Source organism: Saccharothrix texasensis, from assembly GCF_003752005.1.
Classification (GTDB): domain Bacteria; phylum Actinomycetota; class Actinomycetes; order Mycobacteriales; family Pseudonocardiaceae; genus Actinosynnema; species Actinosynnema texasense.
Genome location: NZ_RJKM01000001.1, coordinates 7,948,013 through 7,963,215 on the forward strand (window position 1 = coordinate 7,948,013; position 15,203 = coordinate 7,963,215).

General features: G+C 69.5%; 15 protein-coding genes and 3 tRNA genes. 9 read left to right on the forward strand and 9 right to left on the reverse strand.

Going from position 1 to position 15,203, the window contains the following annotated elements; all coding sequences use genetic code 11:
• Positions 1-106: 106 nt before the first annotated feature.
• On the forward strand, positions 107-298 hold the full coding sequence (locus EDD40_RS35710) for a hypothetical protein (RefSeq protein WP_211348297.1): 192 nt from the start codon (positions 107-109) through the stop codon (positions 296-298).
• Between the two features lie 155 nt (positions 299-453).
• Positions 454-1,695, forward strand: a complete 1,242-nt coding sequence (locus EDD40_RS35715; RefSeq protein WP_123746816.1) for an acetyl-CoA hydrolase/transferase family protein — start codon at positions 454-456, stop codon at positions 1,693-1,695.
• Positions 1,696-2,014: 319 nt separating this feature from the next.
• Here the strand turns inward: EDD40_RS35715 and EDD40_RS41205 are convergent, their stop codons facing one another.
• On the reverse strand, positions 2,015-2,248 hold the full coding sequence (locus EDD40_RS41205) for a hypothetical protein (protein WP_148089005.1): 234 nt from the start codon (positions 2,246-2,248) through the stop codon (positions 2,015-2,017).
• Positions 2,249-2,325: 77 nt separating this feature from the next.
• The gene (locus EDD40_RS44880) at positions 2,326-2,844 is read right to left on the reverse strand and encodes a helix-turn-helix domain-containing protein (RefSeq protein ID WP_425471292.1); all 519 of its coding nucleotides are present in this window, start codon (positions 2,842-2,844) and stop codon (positions 2,326-2,328) included.
• A gap of 185 nt (positions 2,845-3,029) precedes the next feature.
• On the opposite strand from EDD40_RS44880, the gene EDD40_RS35725 reads away from it, so the two are divergent.
• The 3 genes from EDD40_RS35725 to EDD40_RS35740 all read left to right on the forward strand — a co-directional run bounded on the left by EDD40_RS35725 (position 3,030) and on the right by EDD40_RS35740 (position 8,111).
• Positions 3,030-3,173 (forward strand): response regulator transcription factor, encoded by a 144-nt coding sequence (locus tag EDD40_RS35725; protein WP_211348298.1) that lies wholly within the window; start codon positions 3,030-3,032, stop codon positions 3,171-3,173.
• Between the two features lie 460 nt (positions 3,174-3,633).
• Entirely contained in the window at positions 3,634-7,794 is a 4,161-nt protein-coding gene (locus EDD40_RS35735) for a SpoIIE family protein phosphatase (RefSeq protein WP_246038086.1), read from the forward strand.
• Positions 7,791-8,111, forward strand: coding sequence for an STAS domain-containing protein (locus EDD40_RS35740; RefSeq protein ID WP_123746819.1), 321 nt, complete (start codon positions 7,791-7,793; stop codon positions 8,109-8,111). Before EDD40_RS35735 ends, EDD40_RS35740 begins: the two co-directional genes overlap by 4 nt.
• 168 nt (positions 8,112-8,279) lie before the next feature.
• Here the strand turns inward: EDD40_RS35740 and EDD40_RS42080 are convergent, their stop codons facing one another.
• Positions 8,280-8,438 carry a hypothetical protein gene (locus EDD40_RS42080; RefSeq protein WP_170185304.1) on the reverse strand — a complete coding sequence of 53 codons (159 nt, stop codon included), beginning with the start codon at positions 8,436-8,438 and terminating at the stop codon, positions 8,280-8,282.
• Positions 8,439-8,969: 531 nt separating this feature from the next.
• On the opposite strand from EDD40_RS42080, the gene EDD40_RS35745 reads away from it, so the two are divergent.
• A complete protein-coding gene (locus tag EDD40_RS35745; RefSeq protein WP_246038088.1) occupies positions 8,970-9,398 on the forward strand; it encodes an ATP-binding protein in 429 nt (142 codons plus the stop codon).
• 10 nt (positions 9,399-9,408) lie between these two features.
• Here the strand turns inward: EDD40_RS35745 and EDD40_RS35750 are convergent, their stop codons facing one another.
• Positions 9,409-9,771 carry an STAS domain-containing protein gene (locus EDD40_RS35750; protein WP_123746821.1) on the reverse strand — a complete coding sequence of 121 codons (363 nt, stop codon included), beginning with the start codon at positions 9,769-9,771 and terminating at the stop codon, positions 9,409-9,411.
• A 600-nt stretch (positions 9,772-10,371) separates the two neighbouring features.
• Between EDD40_RS35750 and EDD40_RS42085 the strand changes: the two genes are divergently transcribed.
• Entirely contained in the window at positions 10,372-10,680 is a 309-nt protein-coding gene (locus EDD40_RS42085; protein WP_170185305.1) for a hypothetical protein, read from the forward strand.
• 110 nt (positions 10,681-10,790) lie between these two features.
• On the opposite strand, the gene EDD40_RS35760 is transcribed toward EDD40_RS42085, so the two are convergent.
• A complete protein-coding gene (locus EDD40_RS35760; RefSeq protein WP_148089006.1) occupies positions 10,791-11,357 on the reverse strand; it encodes a hypothetical protein in 567 nt (188 codons plus the stop codon).
• An 875-nt stretch (positions 11,358-12,232) separates the two neighbouring features.
• Between EDD40_RS35760 and EDD40_RS35770 the strand changes: the two genes are divergently transcribed.
• Positions 12,233-13,087, forward strand: a complete 855-nt coding sequence (locus tag EDD40_RS35770) for a tyrosine-type recombinase/integrase (RefSeq protein WP_211348299.1) — start codon at positions 12,233-12,235, stop codon at positions 13,085-13,087.
• A gap of 372 nt (positions 13,088-13,459) precedes the next feature.
• Here EDD40_RS35770 and EDD40_RS35775 read toward each other — a convergent pair.
• From EDD40_RS35775 to EDD40_RS35790, 4 genes are all read right to left on the reverse strand, one after another.
• Positions 13,460-13,534: transfer RNA gene (locus EDD40_RS35775), tRNA-Val, on the reverse strand.
• A 1-nt stretch (position 13,535) separates the two neighbouring features.
• Positions 13,536-13,607 (reverse strand) — tRNA-Cys (locus EDD40_RS35780).
• Between the two features lie 58 nt (positions 13,608-13,665).
• Positions 13,666-13,738, reverse strand: a tRNA-Gly gene (locus EDD40_RS35785).
• Between the two features lie 144 nt (positions 13,739-13,882).
• Complete coding sequence (locus EDD40_RS35790) at positions 13,883-14,308, reverse strand: SsgA family sporulation/cell division regulator (RefSeq protein WP_073893954.1); 426 nt, start codon at positions 14,306-14,308, stop codon at positions 13,883-13,885.
• Between the two features lie 242 nt (positions 14,309-14,550).
• Between EDD40_RS35790 and EDD40_RS43935 the strand changes: the two genes are divergently transcribed.
• A complete protein-coding gene (locus tag EDD40_RS43935; protein WP_246038089.1) occupies positions 14,551-14,808 on the forward strand; it encodes an RNA polymerase sigma factor in 258 nt (85 codons plus the stop codon).
• The last annotated feature ends 395 nt before the right edge of the window (positions 14,809-15,203 follow it).

Genomic DNA, 15,203 nt, shown 5'->3' on the forward strand with positions numbered 1-15,203 from the left:
ATCCGCGTAGCGAGCGCGGCCGACCTGCGCACGTGAGTGACGGCGTTCGCAGACGGCATTCGAGGCCGGTGCCGCGCCGCGGAGCTTCCACCAGGCGTTCGCCTCGTTGCGCCGCGGCGGACGCCTGGTCTGCGTCGGCCTGCCCGCCGCCGGGGTCCTGCCGATCCCGGTGTTCGCCCTGCACGCCGCCGGCCGCACCAGGGTGATCGCCGCGACCCGCAAGCTCGACGACGTCAACGACTCCTTCGCCGAGGTGCTGTCCGGTGCGGTCCCCGCCAGGCTCGTCATCGAGTTCTGACGCCGTTCCAGACCACGTGACGGCCGGCCGAATCCCGGGTTGTCCCAGGGTGTGCGGGGTACCCACCGGGCCTTGCACCGCGGCCGACGCCAGTCAGGCCGACCGCGCCCGACAACGCCGCACCGCACCTCCGACCCGGTTGGGTGATCGATTCCATGCGAGTTCTGTCCGAGTCACAGCTGGCCGCGGTGCTGCCCGCAGTCGCCACTTGCCCGCGGGTGGTGGTCAGCGGGAACCACGCCACCCCTCACCGCGCCTTGGAGGTGCTGGACAAGGCGGTGGCCGAGTACCGCCTGTTCGCGTTGAACGCCCAATCCGGCATTCCCGACCGCGAGGGCGTGGTGCTGGAGACGCCGTTCGTCGGGCCGGGCATGCGCGGCAAACGGACGCTGCGCTACTTCCCCTCCCGGTTGTCGCTGGTGCCGCACCTGCTGCAGCAGGCGTTGCCGCCCGACATCGTGCTGATCCACACCTCCACCCCGGTCGACGGCTGCGTCTCGCTGGGCACGGAGGTGAACATCCTCCCCGCGGCGATCGAAGCGGTCCGCGCCCGAGGCGGACTGGTGATCGCCCAGCTGAACCCGCGGATGCCCTACACCCACGGCGACGGGGTGGTGCCCTGCGAGGAGGTGGACTACGCGATCGAGGCCGACGAGCCGCTCACCTCGCCCGTGCCCCGCGCGGCCGGCGAGGTGTCCCAGGTGATCGCCGAGCGGGTGGCGGCACTCGTCCCGGAAGGTGCCACCCTGCAAATGGGCATCGGCGCCGTGCCCGACGCGGTGCTCGCGGCGTTGACGGGGCGTCAGGGCCTGGCGGTGTGGTCGGAGATGTTCAGCGACGGCGTGCTCGGCCTGGAACAGGCCGGGGCGCTCGACCCGGACACCCCGGTGACCGCGTCGTTCGTGTTCGGCAGCCCGGAGCTGTACCGCTGGGTGGACCGCAACCCGCGGGTCCGGCTGTTGCGCACGGAGAAGACCAACGACCCCGGTCTGATCGCCCGCCGGCCGCGCCTGGTCTCGATCAACAGCGCGTTGCAGGTGGACCTGTACGCCCAGGCCAACGCCAGCCGGGTGCACGGGGTCATCTACTCGGGGTTCGGCGGGCAGACCGACTTCGTGGTCGGCGCCCTGCACTCACCGGGAGGTAGGGCGATCGTCGCCCTGCCGTCCTGGCACCCCAAAGCCGACGTGTCCACCGTGGTGCCCCGCCTGGCCGGCCCGGTCACCTCGTTCCAGCACAGCTACCTCGTCAGTGAACAGGGCGCCGCCACGATCTGGGGCCACGACGCCGGCGAGCAGGCGCAGCAGATCATCGACCACGTCGCCCACCCACGAGCCCGCGACGAACTGACCGAGGCCGGCCGCGATCTGGGGTTCCCGCTGCGGCCACCGGTCTGAAGCCGACACCTGCCTTCGAGCCGTGTCGAACGGCTGCGAGCTCGCACTCGTTCGGTCACCGCGTCGGACAGTGCGTCAGAGGTGGGATCCGTCGGCGACCCGCGCCGCGTACGGCGCGGCGTCACGGGCGTGCAGCCCAGGCTGCCACCAGCCGGGCGGTGCAGTCGGCAGCACGTCCGCCGGGACCGCTGCGTGCTCGACCCGGCCGGTAGAACCTCTGCCAGCCGGGACGTGATGTGGCCTGCCTGCGACAACCGTGTGCTGGAAAGGTGGACCGCAGGTCAGCAGGCCGAACGCATGGTTGCGGTTCCTCGTCCACCTACGCGGCGGGGGAGTGCTCGACGTCGATCTGCTCGGTCCCGTGCCCTTCGGCCGCACGGCCGCGAGGCAGGTCGAAGCGTGCGGCCAACTCGTCGTAGATCGGGGTCGCGACCACCTCGGCGGTCGGGACGGTGCGCACCTGGCCGCTGATCACCCCGCCGCCAAGGCTGCTACCCGGAGTGCTACCGGTGTGCTCGGTGGAACTCTGGACGGGACGGGCGTCGCTGCTCATGGCTGTGGTCCTTCACGTGCTGAACGGACATCGCTGTCGCACTCCACCTGAGCGCGGATGCGCCTCGGCATCCACTGTTACCCCATCCGAGCGACCCTCAACCTTTCTCCGCCGGACCGGCACTGTGACATCCGGGATCTGATCCGGTGTGGGCTTGCGACCGCTGTCGTCGAATCGGCTGCCCGGCGAAGCGGCGAGTTCCAGTGCTGCTCGGGGCGCGGCGTGAGCGGTCTCGAGTGCTCCGCGAACCTGGCGTCCTCGGTGAGCTCGACGTGCTTTTCCAGCAGCCGCAGCGACCACCGGGCAAACCCCGCCGGAGGCTGCGAGCACGCCAGAGCGATCAGCCGGGCCTCGACCTCGCCGGTCACCGGAGACGGCACCGGAGGAAGATCCCGCTTCTTGCGCGACACCGTGGCCAGCGCATCGCCACCGGTCTCGGCGAACCGCCTGGCGACCAGCCGCAGCATCTCGCCCGAGACCCCGAGCCGGGCCGCGATCACCTCCTTCGGATCCGGCTCACCCACCGAGATGTCCAACTCCAGCAGCACCTGGGCCCGCCTGATCGACGACGCCGGATGCACACCCGCGGTGGTCAACCGGATCAGCCTCACGATCCCGCGCCGACAACCTGACCGGCCGCTTCAACTGGGATGCCATCTCAACAGTCCTTGTCCGGCAGGGAGAAGGACCTGCCGGACAACAGCATCTCAACCACAAGCACCACAACTAAGCAGCGACACACTAGGAGTTGCGCGCGGCGGACGCCACCGCTGCCATACCGGTGATCCTGTCGACCGCCCGCGTCCAGGAGGGTGACGTCGAGGACGGGTTCGCCCGGGGTGCGGACGCCTACCTCACCAAACCGTTCAGCCCTCGTGAGCCGGCCGGCCGGGTCCGCGCGGTCGTGGCCCGCAGTCGGCGATGACGTCGCCGGTGTCCCCGTCGGTCGACCGCGAGGTGCTGGTCGTCGCGGTGGTGTGCCTCGCCGTCGTGCTCGTCCTGGCAGTCCTCACAGGTAGGTGGTGGCTCCGGGGCGGCGGGGCGCGTCGGGCGCGACTGGTGGCGTCCGCTCGTCCGTGGCTGGTCCGATCGGTCACCGGAGACCGCACGGACCCCGTGGTCGTGGTGCCACCGGGGCGGGTAGCGCGCACCACCTTGCTCTTCGCTGCTCGTCAACCGGAGGGGTGACGTCGCCCGCGCGGCCCGTCATGCCGATTCGACCGTTTCGTGGTCTCGTGCTCCGCGGTCCGACACGGAAGTGCGGCCTGAGACGGGTCACCTATCCTACGGATCGCCTCACCCGCTTGCGGTGGTGGGAGTTGTACGGCCACGAAGTGCCGGGACGATTCGTCCGGGTGTGGTGGGAGTGGACGAAGGAGTGTGCGGTGACGCGTTCCGACGACGCCCGGCGCGAGCCGACGGTGGTGGGTGACGTGTTCGCCGCGGACGGCGAGGTCGGTTCGGATCTCGCCGTGGTGGAGTGGGCGTCGACCCCGCTCGGCCCGCCGGAGGCTTGGCCGCAGAGCCTGCGGACCGCGGTGAGCATCCTGCTGTCCTCGCGGTTCCCGATGTGGATGGCCTGGGGGCCGGAGCTGACCTTCTTCTGCAACGCGGCCTACCGGCGCGACACGTTGGGCCGCAAGTACCCGTGGGCGCTGGGGCGGCAGGCGAGCGAGGTGTGGGCGGAGATCTGGGACGACATCGGCCCGCGTATCGACAGGGTCCTGACCACCGGGCGGGCGACCTGGGACGAGGCGTTGCTGTTGTTCCTCGAGCGGTCCGGGTACCCGGAGGAGACCTACCACACGTTCTCCTACAGTCCGCTGCGCGACGACTCCGGCGTGGTGGTCGGCATGTTGTGCGTGGTCAGCGAGGACACCGACCGCGTCATCGGTGAGCGGCGGATGGCGACGCTGAGGGACCTGGGCTCGGATCCCAGCGTGGTGCGCACCGAGCAGGAGACGCTCGCCTTCACGTGCCGCCAGCTCGACCGCAACCGGCGCGACCTGCCGTTCACGCTGACCTACCTGTTCGCCGATGACGGCTCCGCCTGGTTGGCAGGCGTGACCGGACTCCCCGCCGGGCACCCGAACGCCCCCGCGACGCAGGCCGCCGACGACCCGGACGCGGTGTGGCCCGCGGCGCGGCTTGCCGCAGGCGAGGGGGTGCTGGTGGAGTTGGACGGGGCGGCGTTCGCCGGACTGCCCTCCGGGGACTGGCCGGAGCCGCCGGCGCAGGCGTTGGTGGTGCCGCTGCAGCAGCAGGGCGGCGTGCCCTACGGGTTCGTGGTGGCGGGTCTGAACCGCTACCGGCCCCTGGACGAGGGTTATCGCGGTTTCGTCGAGCTGGTCGCCGGGCACGTCGCGGCCGGGATCGCGTCCGCCCGCAGCTACCAGGCCCAGCAGCGGCGGGCGGAGGAACTGGCCGAGCTGGACCGCGCGAAGACCGCGTTCTTCTCCAACATCAGCCACGAGTTCCGCACCCCGCTCACCCTCATCATGGGGCCCGTGGCGGAGCTGCGGGACCGATTGGCGGAGTCCGACCCGGCGGCGAGCGGCGAGCTCGAGGTCGTGCACCGCAACGGGCTGCGTCTGGGCAAGCTGGTCAACACGCTGCTGGACTTCTCCCGCATCGAGGCCGGCCGGATGCAGGCCGGTTACGAGCCGGTCGACCTGTCCGCCGTCACCGCCGAGCTGGCCAGCGTCTTCCGCTCGGCGATCGAGAAGGCGGGCCTGACCTTCGAGGTCGACTGCCCACCGCTGCCCCAGCCGGTGTTCGTCGACCGGGGCATGTGGGAGAAGGTGATCCTCAACCTGCTCAGCAACGCCCTCAAGTTCACCTTCGACGGCTCGATCCAGGTTTCCGCGCACCCCGGAGACGGTGAGGCGGTGGTCACGGTCGCCGACAGCGGTGTCGGCGTGCCCCCGGAGGAGATGCCGCGGCTGTTCGAGCGCTTCCACCGCATCGAGAACACCCGCTCCCGCTCCAACGAGGGCAGCGGCATCGGTCTCGCCCTGGTGGAGGAACTGGTGGGTCTGCACGGCGGCACGATCACCGCCGACAGCGCCGTGGGGGAGGGCACCCGCTTCACCATCCGCCTGCCGTTCGGCTCGGCGCACCTGCCTGCCGACGCGGTGTCACCCGTCGCGGGCTCCACTGCGGTGTCGGTCACGGCGGACCCGTACGTGCAGGAAGCCCTGCGTTGGCTGCCCTCCGAACAGGCGGGCGCGGCGGTCACCGACGTCAAGTCGTCGGACCCGGACACCGCGGCCGGTCCCGCGGTGCCCGCCGCGGTGCTGGTCGCCGACGACAACGCCGACATGCGCGAGTACCTGACCCGGCTGCTGACGGGAGCCGGCTACGACGTCCACGCCGTCACCGACGGCGTGGAAGCCCTGGAAGCGGCCCGCGCCCGCACACCGGACCTGGTGGTCAGCGACGTGATGATGCCCCGCCTGGACGGCCTGTCCCTGGTGGCCGCCCTGCGGACCGATCCGCGTACCGCGGCGGTGCCGGTCCTGCTGCTGTCCGCCCGTGCCGGGCAGGAGGCCTCGATCGAAGGCCTGGAGGCGGGTGCGGACGACTACCTGGTCAAACCGTTCGCGGCGGCGGAACTCCTGGCCCGGGTGCGGGCGAACGTGGAGCTGTCGCGGTTGCGCAACCACCACGCCCGCTGGCGGACCGCGCTGATCGACTCGCTGCAGGAGGCCTTCTTCATCTGCGACGAGGACGGCGCCGTCGTGGAGATCAACGCCGCGTTCACCGACATCCTGGGCTACGGCGTCGAGGGACTGCCCTATCGACCTGTCCACCCCTGGTGGCCCGACGCCGAGGCCGACCCCGCGGGACACCGGCAGGTCAACGACGCTTTCTCCGGCTTGCTCAGCCAAGGCCAGGGCAACTACACCATCCCGGTGACCCACCGCGACGGCCACGTGCTCTGGGTCAGTGTCATGTTCAACCCGGCCCGCGACCCCGACACCGGGCGCACCGTGGTCGTGGGCACCTTCCGTGACGTGACCGCCGAGCACTACGCCATCCAGCGCGACACTGCCCTGACGGCGTTGAGCATGCGGCTGTCCGCGGGGTCCAGCCTGCAGGAAGCCCTCTCCGGAGCGCTGGACGAGCTCAAGGACCTCTGGCACGCCCGGCGTGTCGTGGCCGCCGTCTTCACCGAGCGCGCCGCGCCGGCGTTGACCGCTACCGGGCCCGAGCTTTCCTGGGACGACCTGTCCGAACAGGAGCGCGCGACTCTCATCGCGCTGCGCGGGCGCCCCGCGCTGAGCCCGACCGACCACGGCGCCACGGGCACAGGCGTCACTTTGGAACACCCCGACGGCGTCATGGTGCTCTGGCTGGACCTGGACGGTCGCCGCCCCTTCAGCGACCAGGACGAGGTCCTGCTGTCGGTGTTGGCCGGCCACCTGGCCCAGGGCCTGACCCGCGCCCATCAGATCGACCAGCAACGCGAGATCGCGCTGGCGCTGCAACGCGCGATCCTCGGCCCCTCCCAGCTGCCCGGCGGCTTCGCCGTGCGCTACGAACCCGCCGCTCGACCACTGGAAATCGGCGGCGACTGGTACGACACCGTCGCCTTGCCCGACGGCCGCATCGGCATCGTCGTCGGGGACTGCGTCGGCCGCGGCCTGAAAGCCGCCGCCGTCATGGGGCAACTGCGCAGCGCCTGCCGGGCGCTGCTCCTGCAAGAGGCGGGCCCCGCCGCCACCCTCATGGCGCTGGACCACTTCGCCGCGAGCCTGCCCGGTGCGCTGTGCACCACCGTTTTCTGCGGCGTCCTGGACCCGGGCACCGGTCACCTGACCTACTCCAGCGCCGGGCACCCACCCGCCATCCTGGCTTGTCCCGACGGCACGACCCGTCTCCTGGAGGAGGGGCGTTCGACCCCTCTTGCGGTGAGGCCGGGCCGCCGACGCCCCGAAGCGGAGTGCACCGTGCCTGCCCGCGCCACGTTGTTGATGTACACCGACGGGCTCGTCGAGCGTCGCCGTCGCCCGCTGACCGAAGGCATCGACCAGGCCGGCGAGGTCGTCCAGGACGGCCGCGACACCGCCCTCGACGACCTCGCCACCCAGGTGATGGAGCGGCTGGCCCCCGCCGAGGGCTACAAGGACGACGTCGCCCTGCTGCTCTACCGCCACCCGGCTCCGCTGGAGCTGACCTTCCCCGCCGAATCCGCCCAGCTAGCACCGGTCCGCAGGACCCTGCGGACCTGGCTGGAACAGTGCGGACTGCCCCCGCAGGCCATGCACAGCGTCCTGGTTGCCGTCGGTGAAGCCTGTGCCAACGCCATCGAGCACGGATACCGCGACACACTCCCCGAGGTGGTCGGGCTACGAGCCGAGGCACTGGTCGGCGACCTCTACCTCACCGTGACCGACACCGGCCGCTGGAAAGCGCCCCAGCCCGAGCTCAACCCGCACCGCGGGCGAGGCGTCGCCTTGATGCGCGCGCTGATGCGGCAGGTCACCATCAACCCCGGCCCGGCCGGCACCACCGTCGACATGCACCTGAGGATCCCCCGATGACCACACCGCTCACGCTCACGCCAGGCCGTGGCCCCGACGGAACCGCGATCCTCAAGGTCGTCGGCGAGATCGACATGAGCAACGCGACCGCCCTGACCGCCGCGCTCGACGACGTCGACGGGCGGGTCCTGGTGGACCTCACCGAGGTCGAGTACCTCGACAGCGCCGGGCTGAGCGTGCTGTTCGAACACGCCGATCGCATCGAAGTGGTCGCCACCGCGCTCCTGGCTCCGGTCTTGACCTTCTCCGGGCTCTCCGCCATGACCACGGTGCGCGGTCTGGAAGACGACCCGGTCGAACCTGGGCGGCACCCGTAGCGCCGTGGCACGCGGAATTGGTGGTACACGCGGCTGCGGTGACGCGGACTGTCCGACGAACCGATGTGGTCGTTGCGATGACCTGGTCGACAGCGACGCTCCGTGGTGCGACGTTGCCGTTCCAACGAGGAGGTCCGCTGAGCGAGGCCGGTCGTCGGTGATCGCTGCTCAGCCTGGGGCCGACCGAACGTGCAGGTCCCAGGCGGCGCATTCCTCGTTGAAGACGCAGTAGTGGTCGGCCCAGCCGCTGCGGACCACGCCGCTGTGCCCGGTGGCCGCGCACAGCGGTTGAGCCCGGTGGGTGGCGACGTGCTTCCAGTGCTGCACCGTGTTGAACGTCGGCGGTCCGAGTGCCCCTCCAACGACTCGAACCGGCCCACTATCCGGTGCCACTTGCCCCGGCGACGAACCGCTGTCACCGGGGTGCCACTCCAACGAGTGCGCCTGTGGGACGTCCGCTTCTCACAACCGGTCGCCTTGAAGATCATCGCTTCAAGTCGGACGGACCGGATGCCCTGTCAATACGACCGCCGGCAGGCATCCGCGAGGAAGGGCGCAACGGCCTCCCCAGAGTGTCGCGGCCGAACACCAGTGGCGTCGAATGGCACCAACGAGTGGTGCAGGCGGGTCGGCTGTTCCGGACGTGTGTGATCGGCTCGCGTCGTCGGGCAGGTGTCCGGGGTCTCGGACGCGGGTCCGTGCTGACTGCGCGGGTGGCTTCAGCCGACGCGTGGGCCCTAATAGGGCGAACGGGCCGGCTGGCCGGTTATGGTGATCCGAGCCGCGGCGTGGTTGACGAATCGAACGTGCGGGTATGTCCGCGCCATCCGACGTCTTCGGCGGGAGAGGACGGGTCGTGTGACGTTGCTCGAGGAAGACGATGGCGGCCCCAGAGCCCTGGCTCTGGAACTCGCCGACGACGTCCCTCCGCTGGCGGGGGTGCGGCGATGGGCGGGCGATGCGCTGGGTGACCTGACCGATGACGAGGTGGGGGACTGCCTGCTGGTGGTCACCGAGCTGGTGGCCAACGCCTATGACCACGGTGAAGCGCCGCGTCGAGTGCGCCTGCACCGGTCCGACGAGCCGTGTTCGGTTCGGATCGAGGTGGATGACGCGGCACCCGGCGAGGTGGTGGTGGGGCGGTCGCGGCTGGGCCACAACCGGGGTCGGGGCATGGTGCTGGTGGCGAACCTGAGCGCGCGCTGGGGCGTCGACCGGCACGAGGCCGGCAAAACGGTGTGGGCTGAGGTGCTCTGCTCCTACCCGTCGTCGGGCAGCGGGACCTGAAGTTCGGCGCTCAGCGGGAGAGCACCGCGGCCGCGGCCTGCTCGACCGTGTCGCACACAGCTACCTCTCGGTCGAGGGCGGTGATCTGCATCGGTGTCAGCACGGCGCGCTGGTGCGCCGCCACCGCCAGGATCGTGCCCCGCTGCTCCGCGCGGGCGATCGCCTCGGTCAGCAGCTGAAGGCCGGTCGAGCCGAAGTAGCTCACGCCGGTGAGATCCAGCACCAAGCGGGCCGGACTGCGGTCGAGCCGGTCGAGCAGGTGGGCGCGGATGGGCTCCACGCTGGTGGAGTCGACCTCGCCGATCACCGCCAGAACGGGAACATCACGGTGGTAGGTGGTGTCAACTGCTGTGGCCTGAGCGGTGTCGGACATGGGGTGCCTCTCGTCGAAACCACGAGAACCGGCAACGAGCTGCTGCTCAACCCGTATCGTCGCTTCGCGGCGGATTGGTGACGACTCACCGGAACCAACAGTACGTGCCTGCCATGCTCGGCACAATCGACCGGCGGCGTATCCGGAACGTCAGCTCACAGATCACCTGGCCCGCCGCACGCTTACATAGGACGCGTGACGCCTCAGCCGGCCTGGCCGGCGGAGAGCACAGGGGCACGAGGACGTCGTGCTCGTCCTGCGACGCCGTGTGACGCGGAAATCCGCTGACTCCTGGAGCGGCCGGCACCATGAATCCGCGACCGGTGCCGGTGTTGTCGAGCTACTACCCGATGTTCGACAACTCGGCCACGCGTCTTCCCCTGCGGGACGCGGCGCTGTGCGCGACGAAGTGCTCGACGGTGCACCCTGCCGAAAGGGCTCTGCCATGAGGTCGTTGAACCTTGGTGACCGGCGAGACCAGGTCGCCGAGCTCCTCGTTGGCGATGAAGGCCGACCGCACGTTGAGGAGGGCTTCCTCGGCGTGGGCGTGGCAGCCCCACGCCGCGTCGCCCCAGGCGTCGGCGACCTTGAGCTCGGCCGGTGCGGCACACCCGTCAGGCCCGCCGAGCCGACAATGGCGGCCTGCGCGGATTCGGCGGCCCGCATCCGGTCGGCGAGTTCCGCTGCTGCGGCGGCGCGCTGCTCCGCTGCGGCGCGGGTCTCGGCGTCACGGCGCGCCTGCTCGGCGTGGTGGCGTTCGATGGCGAGGGCCGCGGTGCCGGCGAAGAACGCCTCCCGCGCGTGCGGGAGGCGAACACGGCGATGGACTGCCCGAACAAGACCCGCAGGTCCTCCTCGGCCCCCCTGTCCGGCGACCGCGGACTCCTCTGTGAAGGGAGGTTGATCTGAGCCGCTGTCATCGTGTGAAACAGTCCCGTGGCACCGAGCAGCCCGCCAGCCACGGCGACGACCGGTGAACAACGCAAATTCCGGCCGTCGGTCGTCGCAAGGCGATCGGGTCAGACGAGCTGGGTGATGGTGATGTTGGCAGGGCCGCTGGTGCCGGTGACGCCTTCGGGGGTGAAGCACTGCGCTGGTGTGGCGTTGAGCAGGGCTGCGGTCATCACGACGGAGGCTCCGGTGAACCTGCCCGCGGTCACCGTGCCCTGGTAGACCACGACGACTTCGTTGGCGGGGCGCAGCACGAGCAGTCCGACCGCGGCCACCGTGGTGGTCTCACCGGTGTTCCAGGTGATGGTGACCGTGATGGAGACACCGCCGCCCAGGCAGGACACCAGACCGTTCGCCGTGATCGCGTACCCGCCGGAGGTGATCGCGGGTGATCCGCTGGAGACGCAGGAGCCGTAGTCCGCGCTGGAACCGATGGCGACGACCCTGGGCTGTGCGGTGACCCCCGGTTGGTAGGTGTTGGCACCGCTGCCCACGCACGACAGCAACTCGACGTCCGCTGCCTGGGCCATGGGCGCGGCGGCCACCACCCCGACCGCCACCGACATCGCGACGACGACGCCCGCGAAGGAGCGTCGCGCGGCCGACAACAGTTCCGGGACCGCCAATGTCCACATCGGAAACTCCTCACATCCGTGACTCGGTCGGATTCACACTGTAATCGCTCGGTGGTGTGCCGAACGGGCGAAATGCGGTGCCACTTTCCGTATGTGCTCGCGAGCAGGAACCGCAGTTTTCGTTGTTGCGGGCCCGTGCTGTCGAGCGTCGCGGCAGTGGGTCGGGTGGCTGTGAGCGGGAATCACATTCCTGCACGATTCCATCCATTCGGAGGAAGTCGAGTGGTCTGGAAGCTCGTTGTGCAAGGGCCCCGCCGAACCGGCGAAAGGCGAACATCGCCTCCTGTGGCCGACCGTGTGTCCATCCGGTCCGGGTTCAGGAGTCGGCCACCGTGTCGCGTCGGCCAGGGGTGGCCCGCTCCAGAGGCCCATGCTGCGGCGTGCGACCAGCCCGTCGGTGTAGAACGCGAGCAGCGCGCCCGGCGGCAGGTGCAGCGTCGTGCCCTGGCGGCCGGTGACCCGTTGCCGACGAGGTGGAGTCGTCGTTGTTCACGCCGGCGCGTACGGCGGAGTTGTTGACAGTGCGGGAGTCGTGGCTTCGCCGCAAGGCGGGTCGTCGTGAGGTTCCGCGCACGTTCGTCGGCAAGCATCTTCTGTTCTCGGTCGAGGACCTGCGCGCGATTGTGACCGGAGGGGCGCGTCCTTCTCGTGGTCGGCGGCCCCGGTCAGGACTGTAGCGATCGACGGGTTGTGCTGCGGAAGGTTCGTCGTGCTGTGTGTTCGTGATGGAGGTGGTATCGGTTCGGTGATCGACGGACACTCGGCTTCGGGTGGGTGTGGTGACCACATACGGGTTGACACCTGTCCTTTATGGAGCGTCCATTCCTGCTGCGTCCGCTGGGGCGCGGTTTCGTCGTCGACGAGGAGTGACGGGTATGGCGTGGGTGGAGAAGCACGGTTCGGGTTTCCGGGTGCGGTTCCGGTTGCCGGACGGGACGTTGGGGTCGGAGACCGGGTTCACCGAGCGGTCGGTGGCGGCCGGTCGGGCGAGGGACATCGAGTCGGATCAGCGTCGGGGGACGTTCGTGGATCCTTCGGTGGGCGGAATGCCGCTGGGGGAGTGGGTGCCGGTGTGGGCGGACGCGCATGACGTGAGTGCGACGACGTGGGCGAAGTACGACTCGCACCTGCGCAATCACGTGTTGCCGCGGTTCGGTGGCGTGCCGTTGAAGGAGATTTCGCGGATCGCGGTGAAGGGGTGGGTCAAGGCGCTGCGGCGGTCGTTGGCCGAGCGGACCGTGGGCGATGTCGTAACGCTGTTGTCGATGTTGTTGGGTGAGGCGGTCGACGAGGGGTTGATCGGGGCGAACCCGTGTCGGCGGGCGCGGGTCGACACCGGTGATCATGACGAGCGGCCTCATGCTTCGCCGGGGCAGGTGCGGACGATGGCCCAGCGGTGTTCACCTGCGGACAGCGTGTTGGTGGTCATGGCGGCGTACACGGGGCTGCGGTGGGGCGAGCTGGCCGGGCTGCGGTGGGGACGGGTGGACCTGGCCCGCGGGGTCATCACGATCGACCCGGACAAGGGTGCCCTGCACGAGGTGGGTGGCCGGTTGGAGCTGGGACCTCCGAAGTCGAAGGCGGGCGTCCGCACCGTGCATCTGCCTCCGTTCCGGGTCGACCTGCTCACCGAGCACCGGGCCGGCCGGATGCAGGAACACGTCTTCACCGGTCTGGACGGACGGCTGCTGCGTCGGTCGAACTTCCGGCGGCGGGTCTGGTTGCCCTAGTCAACGGCGATCGGACCCAGGGATGGGCACCCATCCACCCTGGTCTGCGCTTCCATGACCTACGTCACACGCACAAGACGTGGCTCATCGAGGACGGCGTGCCGAAGACCTCCAGTGCAAGCGCCTCGGGCACCGGATAGCAGGAGTTCGGGGCATCTACTCGCATGCGACGCAGGTCATGGTGGACGCGATGCTCGACGGGCTGCAGCGTCGGTGGGAGCGTTCGCTGGTCGCTCCCACGGGTCCAGCAGGGGTGACCACATACGGTGTCGACGATCACGCCAAGATCGTTTGCTCCCAATTTGCTCCCACAGCAGCAGAACAGCCCGCCGGTGAAGATCACCGACGGGCTGTCTGACCTGCATTTATAGATGGTGGACGATACTGGGATTGAACCAGTGACCCCTACCGTGTCAAGGTAGTGCTCTCCCGCTGAGCTAATCGTCCGAGGCGGAGACGGGAATCGAACCCGTGTACAGGGCTTTGCAGGCCCTTGCCTAAGCCACTCGGCCACTCCGCCGTGATTCCTGAAGACTAGCACCCAGGAGTCAGGCCTGAGCCCAAGGGGCCCTCTGCCGAGCGGATGACGAGACTCGAACTCGCGACCCTCACCTTGGCAAGGTGATGCGCTACCAACTGCGCTACATCCGCATGCCCCGTGGATTTCATGGAACTTTCCCTTTTGGGGCTTGTCGTTCCGGTCTTCCTCGGTGCGAGAGGAACTTTATTACATGCACCGCAGCGGGATCAAATCGGGGGGTCGTTGACCTCCCTGCGGGCCCGCTACCTGCGCTTTTAGGTCAGGTCGTTGGAGATGAGGTGGGTCAGGGCCTCGTCGACGTCGACCCACAGGTGCTCGTTCCCAGGCACCACGACGTCGTACGTCCGGTCGAGGAAGTCGGCCAGTTCCTGGGCCGAGGCCTCGAACATGGCGTGGCCGGACGGCGAGCTCAGTTCGATCACCACGACTTCGGGGTCGTCCGCGGCCGGGCGGATCCGGACGTCGCCGTCCCCCGCGTCGGCGATCAGGCCGTCGGCGAGCAGGTCGCGGGCGAAGACCCACTCCACCCATCCGGCACGGCCGGTTCGGAACGCGGCGACTACCGCGTACGGGTCTTTCGTGTCATAGCGAAGCTCCACCTGCACCGGGACGGCCGGGGTCCTCGGCGCCAGCAGGTCGAAGACCGCTGTTGAGCGGAGTGTCACGTGGTCGTTGCGCATCGTCGTTACCCTCTTCTCCCTTCCCGGCCAATGGAACGACCGAGTTCTCTACTTGTGACGTATATGTGGCGAGGAACGCTCGACTCCCGATGGTTTATCACCCGATTGGGGTCATCCAACTCCACTGGGCGACCACCTCGATGCGTTCCGTGTCCACTGGGTCAGGCTGCTCCCATCTTGCTGGGTTTGACCTGAACCCGGTACCGGCTGTTGCGCGAATGTTGGACGTGAGGACCTCTCTGGTGGCTGACTCACCTCCACCACGTCACGGCCCGGGATCGCGTCCCGCCCACGTGGACCTCGCCGCACGGGTGGCGGTCGGCGACCGCACGGCGTTCGGCGAACTCTACGACCGGTACGCGAAACCGGCGTACTCACTGGCCCGGCGGATCCGTGTCGACCCCGACCTGGCCGAGGACGTCGTCCAGAAGGCGTTCCTGGCCTCTGGCGCAACCCCGCGGCCTACGACCACTCACGCGGCGGATTCGGCACGTGCCTGATGACCGTGGTGCACCACCGCGCGGTCGACGCGGTCCGTCGCGAGAACTGTCAGAGTAGACGAAGCCTCCCCTTGACCGACGAGGCCTCTGAGCGCAACGTCACACCGGCGGAAGGCGCCGACCACGCCGCGCTGAGCGCTGCGGTGGGCACCGAAGTGCCCAGGGCGGTGCAACGGCTTCCCGAAGACCGGAGGCAGGTGCGCACGCTGGCCTACCCGCAGTCGGGTACGCGATGCACGCGCTCGAACCGAACAAGGAACCACTGATCCACGCCCACCTGCGGGGATGCGATCGTCCTCGTGGCGGGTCGGTGTCCGCGAATCGCTGCGGACTCTGATGTGGTGTGGGGCCAGCACCCCGGAGTTTGTGGCTTTGACCACATTCGACGTCACGGA

What these genes read in the sequence shown, in the direction of transcription:
- EDD40_RS35715 (WP_123746816.1), top strand. Translation starts at nt 454, where the DNA reads ATGCGAGTTCTGTCCGAGTCACAGCTGGCCGCGGTGCTGCCCGCAGTC.
- EDD40_RS35740 (WP_123746819.1), top strand. Translation starts at nt 7,791, where the DNA reads ATGACCACACCGCTCACGCTCACGCCAGGCCGTGGCCCCGACGGAACC.
- EDD40_RS35770 (WP_211348299.1), top strand. Translation starts at nt 12,233, where the DNA reads ATGGCGTGGGTGGAGAAGCACGGTTCGGGTTTCCGGGTGCGGTTCCGG.
- EDD40_RS35750 (WP_123746821.1), bottom strand. Translation starts at nt 9,771, where the DNA reads ATGTCCGACACCGCTCAGGCCACAGCAGTTGACACCACCTACCACCGT.
- EDD40_RS41205 (WP_148089005.1), bottom strand. Translation starts at nt 2,248, where the DNA reads ATGAGCAGCGACGCCCGTCCCGTCCAGAGTTCCACCGAGCACACCGGT.
- EDD40_RS35760 (WP_148089006.1), bottom strand. Translation starts at nt 11,357, where the DNA reads ATGTGGACATTGGCGGTCCCGGAACTGTTGTCGGCCGCGCGACGCTCC.
- EDD40_RS35790 (WP_073893954.1), bottom strand. Translation starts at nt 14,308, where the DNA reads ATGCGCAACGACCACGTGACACTCCGCTCAACAGCGGTCTTCGACCTG.